This is a genomic window from Rhodococcus sp. DK176 (assembly GCF_038447315.2).
GTDB classification, from domain to species: Bacteria; Actinomycetota; Actinomycetes; order Mycobacteriales; family Mycobacteriaceae; genus Rhodococcus_F; species Rhodococcus_F jostii_A.
In genome coordinates this window covers 366,223-384,484 of record NZ_CP118323.2, presented here as the reverse complement: position 1 = coordinate 384,484, position 18,262 = coordinate 366,223, and the positions used below count along the sequence as shown (strand labels likewise).

Sequence of the window (18,262 nt, the reverse complement as noted above, 5' to 3'; positions counted from 1 at the left end):
ATCGATCGACTCTCAGCACCACCGCCCTCGGCCGGATCGAGCGCGGCGAAAGGCCCCTGCCGACTGCCATGCCTGCACTTCCCGATGCCCAGTACCTGGAAGAACGAACGATCCGTGCCGCACATCCCCCGCAACCGACCGCTTCCTCAGTCGCGGTAGCCCCGAAAGCCCTCACCGGCGGCAGCACGCCCGGCGGACGGTCGTTCGGGCCCACACCGGGTTTTCGTCAGGCGCCTGAGGAACACCACCGGGGGGTATGAGTCCGGCTGGAGCAGGTGAGGCCACTCCTCCGTTGCATACCTTAGGGGGGTATGGTAAATCTGTAGATGGGTCACGACGACTCGATCGAAACTCCGCACGAACCGAAGAAAGAAGGACATGCGATGAGCACCACCACCGTCACCGTCACCGGAATGACCTGCGGCCACTGCGTCTCCTCGGTCCGCGAGGAGATCGGCAGCATCCCCGGCGTCACCGGCGTGGATGTCGACCTCGCGAGCGGTCGGGTCGATATCGATTCCGCCGCCCCGATCGAGCAGGCGGCGCTCGCCCGGGCCGTCGACGAGGCCGGCTACCAGCTCGCCGGCTGACCGGCAGACACCCGAGACCCGGACAGGAGATTCCCCACGATGAACGCATCGTCGAAGTTCGCCGGATTCACCGTCGGCCTGGCCGCGGTCTTCGCCCTCGCCCTCGGGGCCGGGGCCGCCTTCGGTCCCGAGGACACCGCACCGGCCGACACCCACGACACTCAAACGCATGACGCCGAACCCGGTTCCACCGCGGGCGCACCGGTCGCCGAACAGAGCACTGGAGGACTGATGGTTACCGACAGCGGATACACCCTGGCCTTGGACACGGCGCAGGTGTCGGCGGGCGCGGGCGTGCCACTGCGGTTTCGCATCCTGGGTGCCGACGGAACACCGGTGACCCGGTACGTCGACAGCCACGACAAGGCACTGCACCTGATCGCGGTGCGCCGCGACATGGCCGGATTCCAGCATGTGCACCCGGTACTCGATGCCGCCGGAACGTGGAGCGTTCCGCTCGATCTGACCCGCGCCGGGGCGTACCGGGTGTTCGCCGACTTCACCCCGGCAGGCGGTGACGGTCTGACCCTCGGCGCCGACCTGCAGGTCGCCGGGTCCTACGATCCGCAGCCCCTGCCCCCGGCGGCCGCCTCGGCCGTGGTCGACGGGTACACCGTCACCCTCGACGGCGCCCTCACCCCAGGTCAGGCGTCGAAGGTGACGCTGGCGGTGGCCCGCGGCGGGCAGCCCGTCACGGATCTGCAGCCCTATCTCGGGGCGTACGGGCACCTGGTGGCCCTGCGGGCCGCCGACCTCGGCTACCTGCACGTGCACCCGGACGGCCATCCCGGTGACGGGGTCACCCCGCCCGGGCCGGGCATCGACTTTGTTGTCACCACCCCGAGCGCCGGGGACTACCGCCTGTTCCTCGACTTCCAGCACGATGGAGTGGTGCGCACCGCCGAATTCACCCTGACGGCCGGGAACGTCCCCCGCGCCGCGGCGCCCGCCGCCGAGCCGATGCCCGCCGGGCACGGACACTGACGTACCACCACGCCCCGAGAGGAGGAACGATGAATCCCGTCACCCAGCACCCGACCGACAGCGGCCAGGTCGAACTCGACATTGGTGGCATGACCTGCGCCTCGTGCGCGAACCGGATCGAGCGCAAGCTCAACAAGCTCGACGGCGTCACCGCCACGGTGAACTACGCCACCGAGAAGGCGCGCGTCAACTACGTCGGCGATGTGTCCACCGGCGATCTCGTGGCCACCGTCGAGCAGGCCGGCTACACCGCCACGGTCCCGGCGCCCGCCGCGTCGTCCACCGACGCCGCCGTCCCCGCCGCCGAGCAGGACCCGACCGCCTCGCTGCGTCAACGCCTGCTCGTGTCGCTGGTGCTCAGTGTTCCGGTGATCGCGATGGCCATGGTGCCGGCGCTGCAGTTCACCAACTGGCAGTGGCTCGCGCTCACCCTCGCGGCCCCGGTGGTGGTGTGGGGGGCGTGGCCGTTCCACAAGGCCGCCTTCACCAACCTGCGGCACGGCACCTCCACCATGGACACCCTCATCTCGATGGGCACCCTCGCCGCCCTGGGGTGGTCGCTGTACGCCCTGTTCTGGGGCACCGCCGGCATGCCGGGCATGACCCACCCGTTCGAGCTGACCATCTCCCGCTCCGACGGCGCCGGCAACATCTACCTCGAGGCCGCCGCCGGAGTGACCACCTTCATCCTCGCCGGCCGCTTCTTCGAGGCACGCTCCAAGCGGCGCGCCGGCGCCGCCCTACGCGCCCTGCTCGAGCTCGGCGCCAAGGAAGTCTCGGTCCTACGCGGCGGTGTCGAGCAGCGCATCCCCACCGATCAACTGGCCGTCGGTGACGCGTTCGTCGTCCGCCCCGGGGAGAAGATCGCCACCGACGGTGTCGTCGTCGAGGGCTCCTCGGCGGTGGACGCGGCGATGCTGACCGGGGAATCCGTGCCCGTCGAGGTCGGCCCCGACGACCAGGTCGTCGGCGCCACCGTCAACGTCGGCGGACGAATCGTGGTCCGCGCCACCCGAATCGGGTCGGACACCCAGCTCGCGCAGATGGCGAAACTCGTCGAGGACGCGCAGACCGGGAAAGCGCAGGCCCAGCGTCTGGCCGACAAGATCTCCGGCGTCTTCGTCCCCATCGTCATCGCCCTGGCGGCGGCGACCCTCGGGTTCTGGATCGGCACCGGCGGCGGCATCGCGGCCGCGTTCACCGCCGCCGTCGCGGTGCTGATCATCGCCTGCCCCTGCGCCCTCGGCCTCGCCACCCCGACCGCACTGATGGTCGGCACCGGCCGCGGCGCCCAGCTCGGCATCCTGATCAAGGGACCCGAGGTCCTCGAATCGACCCGCCGCGTCGACACCGTGGTGCTCGACAAGACCGGCACCGTCACCACCGGCAAGATGACCCTGCTCGACGTGATCACCGCCGACGGCGAAGACACCGCGCAGGTGCTGCGCCTGGCCGGCGCGCTCGAGGACTCCTCCGAGCACCCCATCGCCCAGGCCATCGCCAAGGGCGCCCGCGACAAGGTCGGGACCCTGCCGAAGGTGGAGCAGTTCGCCAACATCGAAGGCCTCGGGGTGCAGGGCATGATCGACGACCATGCGGTGATCGTCGGACGGGCCCGCCTGCTCGCCGACTGGGCGCAGCACCTGCCCCAGGATCTCGAAGCGGCCATGAGCGCAGCCGAATCCGAAGGCAAGACCGCCGTCGCGGTCGGCTGGGATGGCAAAGCCCGCGCCGTGCTCGTCGTCGCCGACGCGGTCAAGGCCACCTCGGCCGAGGCAATCGGTCAGCTGCGGAATCTGGGTCTGACCCCGATCATGCTCACCGGCGACAACGCCGCGGCCGCCCGGGCGATCGCCGACCAGGTCGGTATCGACGAGGTGATCGCCGAGGTGCTGCCCCCCGGCAAGGTCGACGTCGTCAAGCGGTTGCAGGATCAGGGCAAGGTCGTCGCGATGGTCGGCGACGGCGTCAACGACGCCGCCGCTCTGGCGCAGGCCGACCTCGGTCTGGCGATGGGCACCGGCACCGACGTCGCGATCGAGGCCAGTGATCTGACCCTGGTGCGCGGTGACCTCCGCGCGGCGGCGGATGCGATCCGGTTGGCCCGCAAGACGTTGGGCACCATCAAGGGCAACCTGTTCTGGGCCTTCGCCTACAACGTGGCCGCCCTCCCCCTGGCCGCCGCCGGGCTGCTCAACCCGATGCTGGCCGGTGCGGCGATGGCGTTCTCCTCGGTGTTCGTGGTCAGCAACAGCCTGCGGCTGCGCCGGTTCCGGTCCCTCGCCGGATAGCCGCAGTCAGGAAACCGCCCCGCGGGTGTGGGGTGGGCGGGGCGTGCAGGCGCCGCCCACCCCACATCCTTTTACCCTATGCAGTCCCGGAAGGAGAGGACGATGTCCTCGGTGACAACGACCTTGGTGCAGATCACCCGGCATCCCGCGACCCGGGCGGCGTTCAAGTGTGCGGTGCTGTGTGCCGCGGCGGCGGTCGGCCGCCGTCTCGACGGCCCACACCCCGTCCCGGATACCCCGGGCGGGCATAATCGGGGGTGCTCGGCATGACTTTCGGATTCCAGGAGGACACCATGGCCACCCCCACCCCCGCGGCCACGCAGGCACCTGCCGAGAACGACGGTCATGACCACGCCGCGCACGGCTACATCACCGAAAAGGACGCCTACCTCAAGCGCCTCAAGCGCATCGAGGGCCAGGCGCGGGGTTTGCAGCGGATGGTCGAGGAGGACAAGTACTGCATCGACATCCTCACCCAGGTCTCGGCGATGACCAAGGCCTTGCAGGCGGTGGCCATGGGGCTGCTCGAAGACCACCTCAGCCACTGCGTGGTCGACGCCGCCGTCGCCGGCGGCCCCGAGGCAGAGGCGAAGATCAAAGAGGCCACCGACGCGATCGCCCGCCTCGTCCGCTCCTGAGGCGAGCCGAGATCACCCGGTGTAGTCCAGCCGGGTCACCATGTCCGGTTTTTGATGATATCCGTTGTGGTAGTGAATCATCGGGTGCTGGGCGTCCGCGGCCGGTCCCAGTGCACGAGAGCGCATCGGCCGGACGATGACGGTGTCCGTGCCAGTGCATGGGATGCCCATCATGGTCAAGTTCGTGAAGGTCAGGCGGGCCCGTCGACCTTCACGGATCGTCAAGTGATCGTAGGAGCGATCGTTGATGGTCCGGGCGTACGAGTTCGGCCGCCAAGATGTCCTCCTGTGACGCCCCCGTTCGTGTCCACCCATGACCACCCACTAAGAGCGTGTCTCATATGGGGAGCTTCTTGAAGCAGGTGAGTGCGGCGGCGAGGTGGAGGAATCCGGCGAAGTGTTCGCCGTGGCGTTCGTAGCGGATGGTCATGCGTCGGTAGCCGGTGAGCCAGGCAGATGGGTCGGCCGCGCGGCGAGGTGTCTGATGAGGCAGATCCTTTTCCGCGCGGCCTCCCGCCGAACCGGACTTGATGGTTTCCCGATCATCCGGCTCTCCGGTGACTATTGCGTGGGCGGTGCGGCCGACTGCCCCGTGTGGATGTGGTCATGGCAGGTGGTGCAGACCACGAGGGTCTTGCGCCGCCGTTTCGCCATGGCCTCAGCCCATTTGGGGCGTAGGGGGCCGGGTATGCCGAGATCTGCGAGCGCGCGGACGTGGTGGACCTCCACGCTGCCCGTCTGCCGACAGATCTCGCAGGTATCCGCCAGGAGCCGTGTGATCAGTTCCTTGTGCGGATAGTCGACCCGGGTCGGCTGGCGGTCGACGACCGTCGCCGACTTCTGCCGGTGGAGTGGGATGCCCCCGAACCGTGCGACCAGTGGCTGTCTGCCGTCGCGTTCGATACGCGCTTCGAAGCAGGTGCGTGGCCCGTGCGGTGTCTGGATAGTGGCTTTGTGCTTGGCTGCCATCTTCGACACCGATGAGCGGTGCTTACCCGCCAGGGTCTTGAGCATCGAGGTCTCCATGACCCAGCGCAATCGATGCAGCCGGTGGACGTCTCCGGCCGGCAGGTAGTACTGGACGATGCCCCGGTAGATGGCCCCGAACGTGGAGACGATGGTGTAGTCGTCGCCGTTGGTCAGGGCTGCCTGCTTGGCGGGTTTGCCGCGTTGCAGGTACGGGGCGCATTTGGCCTTGATCACCTCCAGCGGCACACGCAGCGCGACCTGCCCGTTGACCGCACGGCGGCGCCGGGTGAACTTGCTGCTGTTGTGCTGAACGGTGATCTCGTAACCGAGGAATCGGGCCGCGCCTGTGCGGGCGTGGGTGATCAGCGTCTTGTCGTGGGACAGTTCCAGTTTGAGTTCGTCACGCAGGAACTGCGCCAACCGCTGTTTGATCTCCTCGGCTTCTGCCTTCGGTCCGGCGAACCCGAGCAGATGATCATCTGCGTATCTGCAGTAGCGCAGCCGCCGATATCCCGGGTCATCCGGATCGGAGCTGGGCAAGCGAACCATTTCCCGCCGCAGCATCCGGGCCTCGGCCCGGTCACCGCGTCGACGGGCTTTGGCCAGCCGGTTCTGCAGTTCCAGGTAGGCAGGGTTGCGCGCCCTGCGTTCCCCTCGGGTGTACTCCGGGATGAGGACCGTCTCGACGAACTCGTCCAGTTTGTGCAGGTAGATCGAGGACAGGATTGGGGAGGCCACTCCGCCTTGGGGAGCACCCGAGAGCGTGGCACCCCAGGTCCAATCCTCGAGGTATCCGGCCTCGAGCATGTTGCGCACCAGCCGCAGGAACCGGTTGTCGTGGATCTTCTCCGACAGGGTCTCGATCATCATGTCGTGGTCGAGTGACCCGAAGCAGTCGGCGATGTCTCCCTCGATAAACCAGGCCGTCCCGGTCCAGGTGTGGGCGATCTCCCGCAAGGCGGTGTGACAGCCCCGACCGGGACGGAATCCGTGTGAACGATCGGAGAACGTCGGCTCGTAGTACGCCTCCAAAAGGAGCCGTATCACTTCACCGACGAGCTTGTCCGACCAGGTCGGCAATCCCAGCGGGCGCGTAGTCCCGTTCTTCTTCGGGATGCGCACCCTGCGGACCGGCCGGAATCGGTAGCGCTCGTGGCGCATCGCACCGATGATGCGACCGATCTTTGCCTGGGACATGCCGTCCACGGTTTCCTGTGTGACCCCGGGCGTCATCGCACCCTGGTTGGCGTAGATACGCCCGTAGGCCAGCAGATACAGCTGCGGATTGAACAGTTGCCGATACAGCTCATCGCACGGCAGCCCGCGTCTGCCGCGCTCACACAGGACACTCAGCACCGTTTCGGCGCTCTGCATTACGCATACCTCCCGATCTGGTCGTGTCCACATCACCTGGCCTCCTTCGCCCTTGTGGTCGGCTTTCCCGACCTCCTCGGCCGGTCGTGACTCCGGCGACTACTACGAGGCCTCCGTCGCCATGGGGCTCGCGCCCGGTAGGCGATCCCGCGTTCGTCTCTGTCGTACGTAGCAGCGTGACGTAGGCGGCCCATTCATCTCCTTGAACACCCTCGCTGGGCGTCGCTCCGCGCTCCGGAGGTTGTGTCGGTCACCATCGACTCCGACACAGAGCACGGCACCGGTTTCAGCGGTCCTTCCGGTGGATGGGAACTTGCATCAACTGGAGATTGGGCTTCAGGCAATCCAGCTTTCGCCCTATCACGCGGGTCCTCCCCGATGCGTCGCCCCGACCACTGGGCCCGACCACCGGGTTTCCTGGCATGCTCTTGTCCCCTTCACCTTTCGGATCCAGGTCAGCCACCCGACCCAAGAACCTCCCTCCAAGTCCTTCCCGGCTGAACCGGGGATACGACAGAGCGCCTCGCGGCGCACATGGTGCGTTCGATCTTCCATCGGTACCGGCCGAGGCGATCGTTTCGCTCGATGCCGCGGCGGGCGATCCTCGGGACGATGCCTCGTTCGCGCAGCCACCGTCGGTGAATGTCATAGTCGTAGCCCTTGTCGCCGCGAAGCTTTCCCGGCTTGCGTCGGCGCGGTCCACGCCGAGACTTCACCGCCGGAATCGCTGCCACCATTGGTTGCAGCATCGTGCTGTCATGGGTGTTCGCCCCGGTCACGCCCACGACCAGTGGTATTCCATTTGCTTCGGACAGGACGTGGATCTTCGATCCCTTCTTGCCGCGGTCGACGGGACTGGGGCCGGTCAGAGAGCCCCCCTTTTCGCCCGCACGCTTGCCGCGTCCAGGATTGCTGCCGTCCAGTCGAGTTCACCCGCGCTGCCGAGTTGATCGAGCACCTCGAGATGCAGTTTCTCGAACACTCCGTCCCGCACCCAGGCACTGAACCGTCGGTGTGCCGTCGGAACCGTGACTCCGAAGGAGGGCGGCAGGTGCCGCCACGCACATCCGCTGGTGAGCACGTACACGATCGCGGTGAACACCGCCCGGTCACCGGCCGGCGCACTGCCACCTCCCTGCGGCCGGGCGACAAAACGCGGAATCGACGGTTCGACTATCTCCCACAACGCATCCGGAACCAACCTCAGTGACAACTCATCTACCACGCATCACATTATGTCCCACACATCACTTCATCCACATGAGACACGCTCTAACTCTGCTGGGGATCCCGGGGACTTGCATGCTGGGCGTGGGGCGTGGCGGCCGCATGTGGGCTGAGGTCGCGCACCGTATCACCGTCGCGAAGCTCTGAGACCCGACGAAGACCCCCTCCGAATGGGAGGGGCCGTTCGTGGGTTGGTGGGCGTGCAGGGCTGGAAACCGCTTGGTAGGGCTTCCCGGGGGTCCTCACGCCCCGGAAACCCTTCCTACACGACCCTGCTTCCCTCGCTACTGCCTCGGCTACATACGCCTGACCTGCGCCTCTCACAGGCTGTTCCGCGCCGAGACGGCTCGCGAGATGGCGCGGGTGACGGACGTGCTGTTCTAGCCGAGTATCGCGTCACATGGGCGGCATTATGCCCATCATGCGCATACACATCATCATCATGTCCATCATGGTCATTCCCATTCTTCTCACCTCCTTCTCGGATCCGGTGGTGGTGTTGTGGCTGCCACGGGAAGGCGCTAGACGTTCGGTGGGTCTCGTCGAGGGATCAGTGCGGGGCCGATGACTGGTCACCGCCTCAACTGTCGTAGTCGAGGCGGGTCATCATTCCTGCTTCCTGGTGGTAGGCGTTGTGGCAGTGCAGCATCCAGTCGCCGGGATTGTCGGCGACCAGGTCCACCGCGAGCGAACGCATGGGCAGCACGATGGCGGTGTCCTTGCGCGGGCCGGGGGTCCCGTCGGGTTTGACGATCTGGAAGGTGTGCCCGTGCAGGTGCATGGGATGCCACATCATGGTCATGTTCGTGAAGGTCAGCCGGGCACGTTGACCTTCACGGATCGTCAACGGCTGGGTCTGGTCGTAGGGGCGGCCGTTGATGGTCCAGTCGTAGCGCATCATGCCCCCGCCGAGATCCGCGGCCAGGTTTACCTCCGGGCGTCCCCCGGGCAGCAGGACGGTGTCGGCGGCGACGAAGGTGTCCACGGTGCCGACCCGGCCGCCGAGTTCGCGGGGCGCGAATGCCGGGTCGGGAGCGGATCCGGCGCCGGTGCGCAGCAAGGCCCGGGCGCGGGCGTTCTTGCCCTCGGCCGCCGCGACGAGGGGAAAGATCCCGTCCCCGGTGGTGACGATCACGTCGTAGCGTTCACCCATGCCGAGCAGGAGGGCGTCGACGTCGACCGGGGTGATCGGGTAGCCGTCTGTGTGGGTGACGGTCATGGTGTGCTCGGCGAGGGCGACGCGGAAGGCGGTGTCGGCGCCGGCGTTGATGATGCGGATCCGCACACGCTGACCGGGTGTGGCCGTGAACGTCGACGGTGCGGTCGGGATCCGCCCGTTGATCAGGTAGTACGGGTAGGTGATGTCGCCGGCGTCGCCGCCCAGGAAGCTGCTGGTGCCCACCCCGGTCGACGTCACACTCGAGGTGGGGGCGCCGGATCGATCCGAGCCGCCGCCCATTCCCATGCCGGGCATCTTCCCCATGCCGCCCATGCCGCCTGGTCCGCCCATCGATCCCATCCCGCCCGATTGCAGGTTCGAGAAGATCTGCCGGGGGCCGGGGCCGATACCGTCGGTCCAGTCGTCGAGGACCACGATCCACTCGGCGTCGTAGTCGCCGGGTTCGTTCGGGTCGTCGACGATCACGGGCAGGTAGAGCTCGTAGTCAGTGTCGAGGCCGACATGCGGGTGCGCCCAGTAGGTGCCCGCATGCGGCACCGAGAAACGGTAGGTGAAGCTCTGACCCGGTCCGATGTCGGGGCTGGCGGGGCTGGCCCCGTCCATGTCGTTGCGCAGCGCAATGCCGTGCCAGTGCACCGAGGTGTCGTGGTCGAGGCCGTTGGTGAGGGCGACAGCGATCTCGTCGCCGACGTTGGCCCGAATCATCTTCCCGGGAACGGTGTTGCCATAGGCGAAGGTGCGCACTTGTATCCCGCCGAGGTCGATGTCGGTGGTCTGCGGGGCCAGGGCGGCGTCGACGGTGCGGCCGGTGTGGAGACGGGCTGCCTCGGCGGCCGACACGGCGTTCGCATCGACCGGGTGAGGTCCGGAAAACGGTGATTCGCGGGTACAGGCAGACACTGCGAGGCCGCCCAGTCCTGCGGCGGCGGCGGCGAGGAAGGTGCGCCGACTCAGTCCGGCACCGTACTCAGGCACGTCCGCCCCCAATCCTTTCCAGGCCCTGCAGCGCGCGTGAGGATGTTACTGGCTGCCCGCCAACCGGCCATCGACACGGCAGATCGCTCACGTGTCACTGCCGGGCACGCAATTCGTGCCTGCGGAGGCGATATTCTTCGGCGTCGATCTCACCTCGAGCGAATCGTTCGTCGAGAATTTCCCGGGCCCGAGCGTCGAGGCCGAAGGGCGCGGTGCGGTCCGTTCGCATGCTGCGGAACAGTGCAAAAACCCCGGCAACAACCAACCCCCAGAACGCGACCATCACCACGGCCATCAGTACCCAGCCGCCCCAGCCCATTCCGTACCCCATACCGTCGTTCCACCACATCATGGCTGTTCACCCTTCGTTTCTCTCCAGCGTGATGTCGGATCGCGGTGAATCGATGAGGGTTCTGTGTAGTTTCCCTGAAGATATGGCCGGTTCGGGGTGACCCGCACCGGACCGGGAGGACACCGGCGACGATGGAGACCATGAACCACACGCCACACCTGCCGCCCGACAGCGCCGCCGGATATCGGGCCTTGGTGGTCGACGACGAGCGCCCACTGACCGCGGTCGTCGCCAGCTACCTCGAACGGGAGAACTTCGAGGTAGCCGTCGCCTACAACGGCGTCGATGCGCTCGCTCGCGCCCGGGAAATCGACCCCGACGTCGTGGTCCTCGACCTCGGGCTGCCGGGCATGGACGGAATCGAGGTGTGCCGGGCACTGCGGACGTTCTCCGACGCCTACGTGGTGATGCTGACCGCCCGCAACGCCGAAATGGACACCATCATCGGATTGTCCGTCGGCGCCGACGACTACGTCACAAAACCGTTCAGCCCGCGGGAGTTGGTGGCCCGCATCCGGGCCATGTTGCGCCGGCCCCGGAAGGCACCGGCATACGAGACGCCGCCCACCGGGCCGGGCGGGAATGAGGCTCCCCCGCGGGTATTCGGGGCGATGAGGATCGACGTCGCGGGCCGGGAGGTCCATCTCGGCGATCGCCCGGTGGTATTGACCCGCACCGAGTTCGACGTGTTGGCGGCGTTGTCGTCCCGGCCGGGTATGGCATTTAGCCGCCGGCAGTTGATCGAGGCCGTGTGGGGAGAGTCCTGGGTCGGTAACGAGCACCTCGTGGATGTGCATGTCGGCCACCTGCGCCGCAAATTGGGAGACGACCCGGCCGCTCCCCGGTACGTCACCACCGTCCGCGGCATCGGGTATCGGATGGGGACCGGGCAATGACCCCCCTTCAGGGCCGGCCGTTCACCCTCGGCCTCGGTCCGGTGCTCAGCCGAGGCCCCGGCCTCGGCGTGCGGCTGCTGCTGGCGCAATCGCTGGTGCTGGTTGCGGGCGCCGCAACCTGTTGGGTGGTCGCGGTGTTCGCCGGCCCCCCGCTGTTCCGCGAGCACCTGCACCGCGCCGGGGTACCGGCCTCATCCGACGAGCAGTTCCACGCCGAGCAGGCGTACCGCTCCGCCACAGCCATTTCCCTGGCGGTCGCCCTCGGGGTGGCCTCCCTGGCCGCGTTGGTGGTGACCTGGTATTTCAGTCGGCGCCTGCAACGATCGTTGACCGAGGTGTCGTCCGCGGCGACCGCGGTGGCCGACGGACGCTACGACATTCGGGTCACTCCCCCGCACCTGGGGGACGACTTCGACGCACTCGCCGAGGCGTTCAACCGGATGGCCGCCGGGCTCGAATCGGTCGAGACCACCCGCCGCCAACTTCTCGCTGACCTCGCCCACGAGATCCGCACCCCGGTGTCGGTACTCGAGGCGTACATGGAGGCACTCGAGGACGGGGTCGAGACGCTCGATGCCGACACAATCACGATGCTCCGCGACCAGACCCGCAGGCTGGTCCGTTTCTCGGACGATGTCCGCAGCCTCTCCCATGCGGAAGAGAGCCGGACCTCGATCGAGCCCACCTGGGTGGACCCCGCCGCCCTTATCTCCACCACCCTGACCGCCGCGGCGGACCGCTACGCAGCGAAGGAGGTGGCACTGACCTCTCATGTTCCCGCGCACCTTCCCCGGCTGTGGGCCGACCCGGAGCGGCTCGGGCAGGTGCTGGGCAACGTGCTCGACAACGCCTTGCGTCACACCCCGCGGGGCGGGCGGGTGGAGGTGACCGCGGGCCAGCGGAGCGAGCTGCTGGTGATCGAGGTGACCGACACCGGCGACGGGATCTCCGCCGAGCACCTCCCGCACCTGTTCGAACGGTTCTACCGAGTCGACGCGGCCCGCGACCGCGAACACGGCGGAGCCGGGATCGGACTGGCGATCGCCAAGGCCCTCGTCGAGGCGCACGGCGGCCATATCACCGCCCGCAGTGACGGCCCCGGAACCGGCAGTACCTTCACCATTACCTTTCCGCTGCGCCGGGATCAGCGGTGAGGAAGTATTCGGTGACGGCGATTGCCCGGCACCGGCTTGCGCACAGCCCGCAGCGTGCCGAGCGGACGGAGCGCGGACACCGTCTACGGTGGTCACGAGCACCTGGCTGCGCCAGACTCTCATCGCGCTCACCCCGGGCCAAGGCGATTAGCCGATGTTCCCATTCACGGCGTACATCATGTGCGGTCGGGTCCGGCTGACCGGCGGTGACAGCCATCCTCCCCGGGTCGAGGGCGGTGACCCGAGTCCGTCCTCGTGCTCACCGTCGCGAAACCTTCTGATGCCCCGGGCAGGGCGCGCTGAGGGTGGATCACGCCGGCGGGTCGGTCAGCGAGTATCCGGCCTCGTCGACGGCGTGACGTACCTGCTCGAGCGGCAGTGGCCGGCTGCTGGTGACCCTCACCCGAGAATCCCCGCCGGGAACCAGGTCGATGTCGACGCTCGTCACTGCATCGAGCCGGTCGAGTTCCTCGGTGACCGCCTTCACACAATGCGCGCAGGTCATGCCGGAGACGTGGTAGCCGGCGGTGGTGCCTGTGTTCTCCTCGGGCGCGGTCATCGGCGGGTGTTCGAATCCCCGAAGCCGGATGTCACAGCGAGGCCAGGATGTTCTGCATCGTGGCGATCTCCTGCTGTTGGGTGTCGGCGATGGAGCGTGCCATCGCGACTGCATCGGGATACTGACCGGAATCGATTTCGTTCTGCGCCATGGCGATCGCGCCCTGGTGATGGGTGATCATCTGCGTAAGGAAAAGCCTGCTGGCATCCACGCCCTGAGCATTCTGCAGTGCGGTCATGTCCTCGGCGGACATCATTCCGCTCATTCCCATCCCGCTATCGCCTGGCATCTCCATGCCCGGCATCGACATCGGCATGCTCTGACCCGGAGTCATCATCCCGGACGTGGCCATCGGCATGCTCTGACCCGGAGTCATCATCCCGGACGTGGCCATCGGCATGCTCTGACCCGGAGTCATCATCCCGGACGTGGCCATCGGCATGCTGGACTGTCCCCACTCGGTCAACCAGCCCTGCAGCCGCTCGATCTCCGGGCCCTGTGCTGCCTTGATCTGGTTGGCCAGATCGATCACCCGCGGGTCGATACCGTCCTTGGCGAGCACGACATCGCTCATCTCGATCGCCTGCGCGTGATGCGGAATCATCTGCTGCGCGAACGTCACGTCCGCCTGGTTGTGGGTATCGGCGGAGGCCGACGTGGCGGTGACGCTCGCCGCGGTATTGCTCTGCGTGGCCTGATCGTTGTTGGAGTTGCTACAGGCGGTCAACGCGACCAGAGCAGCAACCGCGGCTGCGCCGGCGGCTAGGGACTTCTTCTTCATGACAGGGGAATTCCTTTCTCACAGTGCACACACGTGCTGATCACGCAAGAGGTCGGGCAGTTGTGCAGTGGGGGCCAAGCGTTCACGCCCGCACCCGCCGGAGATCACGCGAGGCCGTCCAACTCCATCACCTTGGCGGCCTGACAGATTCCAAGCACCTGGGCGCGCTCCCGCTTTCGGCTCGGCGGGCTGTCAGGGCCCCATTCGGCGCCATGCCCTTCGATGACAGATTTGCAGTCAGGACCGCACGAGACGTGCGATGGCGTTGGATGCCTCTGCGATCTTCACGTCGGCCTCGACGCGATCGCCGGCCGCGGCGGCATTGACCACGCAGTGGCTGATGTGCTCCTCGAGCAGGCCCAGCGCCACGGCCTGGAGGGCCTTGGTCATCGCGGAGATCTGGGTGAGGATGTCGATGCAATACTTCTCTTCGTCGACCATCCGTTGAAGGCCGCGGGCCTGCCCTTCGATGCGCCGCAGGCGCGCGAGGTAGGCGCCCTTGGACTGGATGTGGCGATGGCTGGCCTCGGGGGGTTCGGTGCTCACTGCCGACTCCTCTCGCCAGGCCGCGTTCTCCACCTCTCAATATACCCTCCTCCGGTATGATCGGCGATTGCGGACGCCGGGGACGATTCAGCGGCCGAGTCGCCGGTGGTGGATCCGCACGTCGCGGGCACACAATCCCGGTCGGTGTTCGTCTGTACTGCGACACATCCACTCCTTGTCCCTTATCCCACCTCGATCAACCCGACGGCGCCCTGCGCCCGTCTCTCGTTCAAGACTGTCAGTTCATTGCCGGTTCAAGCCGAGGATTTCTGTGAAGATTCGCTGAAGAAGCTTTACCTTCATGGCGGGTGGTGGCGCGGCGACGCGCAAATACGAGCGGCTGGGCACGGACCGTCACGTCGTTAGGCGCGAGGATTGGCACCTCACCTCGGACAATTCACGCGAACGATGTTCGGCGACCAGCTCATCCGCCTGGCGGCAGATAACTGCGACGGGCAGATTCCTGCGGCCGACGTCATGTCGGTGGCCGTTCGGTATCAGAACTCGCTGACACCGAGGGTGAGTAAGCAGAAGCCCGGCCGTGCTGGATCGGTACGGCCGTGGCACGGAGATTCGGTGCCAGTGAACGCGACCGCGGCAGCATCACCCGGTCATCCCTGCCGCCGACGACCCCCGGTAATCACCAGCAATCACCGGAATCGGCGGTTCGAATCTTCCTCGGTGAGCAAACGATAGATGACGTACAGCGAGAACCACGTGATGAGCAAGGCAGCGAAAACCAACAAAACCTCGTAGAAGAGGACCACGATCCCATCCTAGAACGTGGCCACGGGCGACGAAATCGGCTGGCGCGTGCCTCCCGGATTGAAGTGCAGATGACCAGACCTCCAGGCCGGGGCGGGCCAATCCTGCCCAATTCGATCGAGGAAGCGGTAGTGGTTTCGTCGATTTCACCAACACTCGATGACCCACACTGGTGAGGTGGTGCGCGAACGAGCCCGGTTGGGCGGTGAGTTCGGGCGCGCAAGCTCGCCGCGCTTTCCTCGGCGACGCAGTTACAGTGTCACCATGACAGCAGCGGCATGTGCCGTCCCTGCGAACGGCTCGGCTACCGGCTGTGACGGAGGTGTCTCGCGGTGCGTCCGGTCTCGGCTGGCCCGAACCCGGCATCGAGGTTGTGATGCTCACGGGTGACAACGACGCCACCGCGCGACGAATCCCCGGGAAGCCGGCCGAGACGGCCATCGACCAAGCACAGAGCGGCGGATCCTGGTGTGGAGGGGCGCGGCCGACCCCGCCGGGGGCTGGAATCTGGTCCATGACCGGTTCGACCTTGCCCAGGAAGCAACCCGAGAGGCGCTGTGCACGCTGGGGAACGGGTATTGGGCCACCCGTGGCGCGGTGCCCGGAAGCACCGCCGACGCAGTCCACTACCCGGGCACCTATCTGGCCGGAATCTATAATCGGCTCACCACCGCCCTCGATGGGAACACCGTTGAGACCGAACATTTGGTCAATGCCCCGGACTGGACCTTCCTGACCGTCCGCGACGGAGACGGTCCGGTGCTGTGTCCGGGATCGCCGGAGATGCTCAGCTACCGCCAGGATCTTGATCTGCGTACCGGTGTGCTGACTCGCACCCACCGGTACCGCGACGCCGAGGGCCGCACGACCCGGCTCACCTCCCGGCAGTTCCAGTCTCTGACCGAAACCCATCTGGCCGCACTGGAGCTCACCGTCGAAGCCGAAGACTGGTCCGGTGAGATGACCGTCGAGTCCGCCGTGAACGGAGCGGTGGCAAACCGCAACGTGGCAGCGGACCGTGCGCTGGCCCACGAACATCTGGTCCCGGTCCGCTCCGTGGAACTGGACGGTGAAACGGTGCTGTACGAGGCGGTGACCAACCAGTCCCGGATCAGCATCGCGACTGCGGCACGGACCCATGTGGGCGCCGCAGACACCGTCGTCGACCGCCGGCTGATCGCCGAACAGGCCCGCGCAGGGCACACCATTACGCTCAGCGTCGGGCGCGGCATCCCGATGACGGTGGAAAAGATTGTCGCCGTGGCGACTTCCCGGGATCGCGCCACCTCCACGGCCGCCCTGGACGCCGGCAACCGGATCGGCCGGGCACCCGGATTCGGGGAGCTGCTCGGCTCCCAGGAAAGCGCCTGGGCTGCACTGTGGGAGCGGTTCGGGATAGACCTTGAGACGGGTGCACGGCAGTCGCTGGCGCTGAATCTGCACATCTTTCACGTGCTGCAAACCGTCGCGGCAGCTGACACAGACCTCGATGCGGGCCTGCCCGCGCGGGGACTGCACGGTGAGGGCTACCGCGGCCACATCTTCTGGGATGAACTCTTCGTCTATCCCATGTTGACCTTGCGCCGACCCGAACTGACGCGCTCCTTCCTGCTCTACCGGTACCGGCGCCTGGACGCGGCCCGCGCGGCCGCCCGCGCCGATGGCCTGGACGGTGCAATGTTTCCCTGGCAGTCCGGCAGCGACGGCCGGGAGGAAACCCCCGCCGAGCTCTTCAACGTCCGCAACGGGGTGTGGATGGCGGACAACTCCCGCAGGCAGCGGCACGTCGGGTTGGCCGTGGCCTACAGTGTGTGGCAGTACTATCAGGCCACGGCCGACACCGGGTTCCTCGCCGAGTACGGGGCCGAAATCCTCGTGGAGGTCGCCCGACTTTTCACCAGCCTGGCCGTTCACAATCCCGCGGATGACCACTTCGACATCAGCGGCGTGATGGGACCGGACGAGTACCACGACGGGTACCCGGACGCACCGGGTCAGGGTCTGCGCAACAACGCCTACACCAACGTGCTGGCCGCCTGGGTGCTCGCCCGGGCCGAGGACGCGGTGGACCTGCTGGCCTGTCGCGACTGCGACCCGCTCTGGCGCCGGTTGCACCTCAAGCCCGAGGAGCCCGCACGCTGGGACCGGATCAGCAGGCGGCTGCGCGTACCCTTCCACGACGGTGTCATCAGCCAGTTCGAGGGCTACGAGGCGCTGGAGGAATTTGACTGGAACGCCTACCGGGCGCGCTACGGCAATATCGGCCGACTGGATCTGATCCTGCAGGCCGAAGACGACACCACCAACAGGTACCGGCTCTCCAAACAGGCCGATGTTCTGATGCTTTTCTACCTGTTCTCCGCCGAAGAACTCCGCACCGTGTTCGAACGCCTCGGGTACACGCTGCCGCCGGAACTCATCCCCCGTACGGTCCAGTACTATCTCGCGCGCACCAGCCACGGCTCGACCTTGAGCAGACTGACCCACGGCTGGGTTCTGGCCCGGACCGACAGGCCACGGTCGTGGTCGCTGTTCGAGCAGGCTCTGGAGGCGGATCTGGCCGACACTCAGGGCGGGACCACTCATGAAGGTGTCCACCTCGGAGCCATGGCTGGAACCGCCGATATGGTGATCCGTTGTTACGGCGGGGTGGAAACCCGGCAGGACGTCCTCTGGCTTCATCCGGTCCTGCCCGCCGAACTGACCGAGGCGAGGTTCCGGTTCAGTTATCGGGGACAACCGATCAGCATCGGCCTGACCCAGGACCGGGCGCGGATCCGACTGTATCCCTGCTCGGCCCGACCGGTCCGGCTCTGCGTCGAAGGAATCGAGAAGACGCTGACCCCCGGCGAGGTCTGGGAAGTGGACCTGCCGTCGGCGGCGGCCGCCCACGCACTGCCCGAACCTGGCGCCGACCCTACCGCTCCGATGTTGCGGGACTAACTGAGCCCACCCATGCCGCACCGGCTACCTCCCCCGCC

15 protein-coding genes and 1 pseudogene are annotated in these 18,262 nt (G+C 67.0%); 8 read left to right on the top strand and 8 right to left on the bottom strand.

Annotated elements, in window-relative coordinates; translation table 11 throughout:
* Positions 1 to 383: 383 nt before the first annotated feature.
* The 5 genes from PSR88_RS40440 (at position 384) to PSR88_RS40420 (ending at position 4,503) form a co-directional block, all read left to right on the top strand.
* On the top strand, positions 384 to 590 hold the full coding sequence (locus tag PSR88_RS40440) for a heavy-metal-associated domain-containing protein (protein ID WP_029538706.1): 207 nt from the start codon (positions 384 to 386) through the stop codon (positions 588 to 590).
* 39 nt (positions 591 to 629) lie between these two features.
* Positions 630 to 1,574, top strand: coding sequence for a hypothetical protein (locus PSR88_RS40435; RefSeq protein ID WP_016881567.1), 945 nt, complete (start codon positions 630 to 632; stop codon positions 1,572 to 1,574).
* Between the two features lie 29 nt (positions 1,575 to 1,603).
* Entirely contained in the window at positions 1,604 to 3,865 is a 2,262-nt protein-coding gene (locus PSR88_RS40430) for a heavy metal translocating P-type ATPase (protein WP_016881566.1), read from the top strand.
* A 102-nt stretch (positions 3,866 to 3,967) separates the two neighbouring features.
* Positions 3,968 to 4,135 (top strand): hypothetical protein, encoded by a 168-nt coding sequence (locus PSR88_RS40425; RefSeq protein ID WP_157180122.1) that lies wholly within the window; start codon positions 3,968 to 3,970, stop codon positions 4,133 to 4,135.
* Positions 4,136 to 4,158: 23 nt separating this feature from the next.
* Entirely contained in the window at positions 4,159 to 4,503 is a 345-nt protein-coding gene (locus PSR88_RS40420) for a metal-sensitive transcriptional regulator (RefSeq protein WP_029538704.1), read from the top strand.
* 337 nt (positions 4,504 to 4,840) lie between these two features.
* Here PSR88_RS40420 and PSR88_RS40415 read toward each other — a convergent pair.
* The 5 genes and pseudogenes from PSR88_RS40415 to PSR88_RS40395 all read right to left on the bottom strand — a co-directional run.
* Positions 4,841 to 4,957, bottom strand: a pseudogene (locus tag PSR88_RS40415) (transposase); the annotation flags it as partial.
* 107 nt (positions 4,958 to 5,064) lie between these two features.
* A complete protein-coding gene (locus PSR88_RS40410) occupies positions 5,065 to 6,846 on the bottom strand; it encodes a reverse transcriptase domain-containing protein (protein WP_342338993.1) in 1,782 nt (593 codons plus the stop codon).
* Positions 6,847 to 7,301: 455 nt separating this feature from the next.
* A protein-coding gene (locus PSR88_RS40405; protein ID WP_342338995.1) for an IS5 family transposase occupies positions 7,302 to 8,071 on the bottom strand; the annotation gives its coding sequence in 2 pieces (ribosomal slippage) (positions 7,302 to 7,729 and positions 7,729 to 8,071; 771 coding nt in all).
* 582 nt (positions 8,072 to 8,653) lie between these two features.
* Positions 8,654 to 10,228: a multicopper oxidase family protein gene (locus PSR88_RS40400; RefSeq protein WP_016881560.1), complete on the bottom strand. Its 1,575-nt coding sequence runs from the start codon at positions 10,226 to 10,228 to the stop codon at positions 8,654 to 8,656.
* A 94-nt stretch (positions 10,229 to 10,322) separates the two neighbouring features.
* Positions 10,323 to 10,580 carry an SHOCT domain-containing protein gene (locus tag PSR88_RS40395; protein WP_016881559.1) on the bottom strand — a complete coding sequence of 86 codons (258 nt, stop codon included), beginning with the start codon at positions 10,578 to 10,580 and terminating at the stop codon, positions 10,323 to 10,325.
* A 131-nt stretch (positions 10,581 to 10,711) separates the two neighbouring features.
* Here PSR88_RS40395 and PSR88_RS40390 point away from each other — a divergent pair, with 131 nt between their 5' ends.
* Together PSR88_RS40390 and PSR88_RS40385 are read left to right on the top strand one after the other, a co-directional pair.
* Positions 10,712 to 11,476 carry a response regulator transcription factor gene (locus PSR88_RS40390; RefSeq protein ID WP_016881558.1) on the top strand — a complete coding sequence of 255 codons (765 nt, stop codon included), beginning with the start codon at positions 10,712 to 10,714 and terminating at the stop codon, positions 11,474 to 11,476.
* Complete coding sequence (locus tag PSR88_RS40385) at positions 11,473 to 12,630, top strand: sensor histidine kinase (RefSeq protein WP_016881557.1); 1,158 nt, start codon at positions 11,473 to 11,475, stop codon at positions 12,628 to 12,630. Before PSR88_RS40390 ends, PSR88_RS40385 begins: the two co-directional genes overlap by 4 nt.
* Before the next feature lie 310 nt (positions 12,631 to 12,940).
* On the opposite strand, the gene PSR88_RS40380 is transcribed toward PSR88_RS40385, so the two are convergent.
* The 3 genes from PSR88_RS40380 to PSR88_RS40370 all read right to left on the bottom strand — a co-directional run bounded on the left by PSR88_RS40380 (position 12,941) and on the right by PSR88_RS40370 (position 14,516).
* Entirely contained in the window at positions 12,941 to 13,189 is a 249-nt protein-coding gene (locus PSR88_RS40380) for a heavy-metal-associated domain-containing protein (protein ID WP_016881556.1), read from the bottom strand.
* Positions 13,190 to 13,220: 31 nt separating this feature from the next.
* Positions 13,221 to 13,970, bottom strand: a complete 750-nt coding sequence (locus PSR88_RS40375; RefSeq protein WP_016881555.1) for a DUF305 domain-containing protein — start codon at positions 13,968 to 13,970, stop codon at positions 13,221 to 13,223.
* A gap of 237 nt (positions 13,971 to 14,207) precedes the next feature.
* Positions 14,208 to 14,516, bottom strand: a complete 309-nt coding sequence (locus PSR88_RS40370) for a metal-sensitive transcriptional regulator (RefSeq protein ID WP_029538696.1) — start codon at positions 14,514 to 14,516, stop codon at positions 14,208 to 14,210.
* A gap of 1,233 nt (positions 14,517 to 15,749) precedes the next feature.
* On the opposite strand from PSR88_RS40370, the gene PSR88_RS40365 reads away from it, so the two are divergent.
* Complete coding sequence (locus PSR88_RS40365; protein WP_016881552.1) at positions 15,750 to 18,224, top strand: glycoside hydrolase family 65 protein; 2,475 nt, start codon at positions 15,750 to 15,752, stop codon at positions 18,222 to 18,224.
* Positions 18,225 to 18,262: the final 38 nt, after the last annotated feature.

Bases quoted from the DNA above. Each gene is read 5' to 3' on its own strand.
- PSR88_RS40420 (WP_029538704.1), top strand. From the start codon at position 4,159: ATGGCCACCCCCACCCCCGCGGCCACGCAGGCACCTGCCGAGAACGAC.
- PSR88_RS40435 (WP_016881567.1), top strand. From the start codon at position 630: ATGAACGCATCGTCGAAGTTCGCCGGATTCACCGTCGGCCTGGCCGCG.
- PSR88_RS40430 (WP_016881566.1), top strand. From the start codon at position 1,604: ATGAATCCCGTCACCCAGCACCCGACCGACAGCGGCCAGGTCGAACTC.
- PSR88_RS40385 (WP_016881557.1), top strand. From the start codon at position 11,473: ATGACCCCCCTTCAGGGCCGGCCGTTCACCCTCGGCCTCGGTCCGGTG.
- PSR88_RS40440 (WP_029538706.1), top strand. From the start codon at position 384: ATGAGCACCACCACCGTCACCGTCACCGGAATGACCTGCGGCCACTGC.
- PSR88_RS40425 (WP_157180122.1), top strand. From the start codon at position 3,968: ATGTCCTCGGTGACAACGACCTTGGTGCAGATCACCCGGCATCCCGCG.
- PSR88_RS40380 (WP_016881556.1), bottom strand. From the start codon at position 13,189: ATGACCGCGCCCGAGGAGAACACAGGCACCACCGCCGGCTACCACGTC.
- PSR88_RS40395 (WP_016881559.1), bottom strand. From the start codon at position 10,580: ATGATGTGGTGGAACGACGGTATGGGGTACGGAATGGGCTGGGGCGGC.
- PSR88_RS40375 (WP_016881555.1), bottom strand. From the start codon at position 13,970: ATGAAGAAGAAGTCCCTAGCCGCCGGCGCAGCCGCGGTTGCTGCTCTG.
- PSR88_RS40410 (WP_342338993.1), bottom strand. From the start codon at position 6,846: ATGCAGAGCGCCGAAACGGTGCTGAGTGTCCTGTGTGAGCGCGGCAGA.
- PSR88_RS40390 (WP_016881558.1), top strand. From the start codon at position 10,712: ATGGAGACCATGAACCACACGCCACACCTGCCGCCCGACAGCGCCGCC.